Annotated in this window: 1 protein-coding gene; it reads left to right on the plus strand. The window is 50.2% G+C overall.

What is annotated here, in order from left to right; genetic code table 11:
* Positions 1 to 125: 125 nt before the first annotated feature.
* Positions 126 to 508 (plus strand): recombinase family protein (locus tag B5E84_RS20255; protein ID WP_143469298.1); only part of this gene is annotated, 383 nt, incomplete at its 3' end.

Genomic DNA, 508 nt, shown 5'->3' on the forward strand with positions numbered 1-508 from the left:
AGGCCGCCGGATGGACAATAGAATAAACGGCTGTGTAACTCCGCGAAAAGTATAGCACAGCCGTTACCCCACAACGAGGCAGTCATATTATAACATGGCTGCCTCAAAGAGACAAGGAGACAGCCATGAAAAAAGAATGTAATATAGTAGCCATCTATATCAGAGTGAGCACCCTGGATCAGGCTAGAGAGGGCTACTCCCTGGATGCCCAGGAGGCCGCCCTGCGCAAGTGGTGCGCAGATAAAAAGTATGAGGTCTATGACCTGTACGCCGATAGGGGTGTTAGTGGAAAGGACATAGATCACCGGCCGGATATGCGCCGACTGATGAGAGATGCGAGAGATGGAAGATTCGACGTCGTATGTTTTTGGGCACTCAGCCGGTTCACCCGATCTGTACAAGACCTGTATGATACCATGACAAAATTTCAGAAGTGGGGAGTATCAATGGTATCTTATACAGAGTCTTTCGACACGTCAACCCCGATGGGGCGCGCCATGATCGGGAT

Origin of the sequence: Lachnoclostridium sp. An14, from assembly GCF_002160755.1 — a bacterium.
In the GTDB taxonomy this organism is placed as follows: Bacteria; Bacillota; Clostridia; order Lachnospirales; family Lachnospiraceae; genus Lachnoclostridium_A.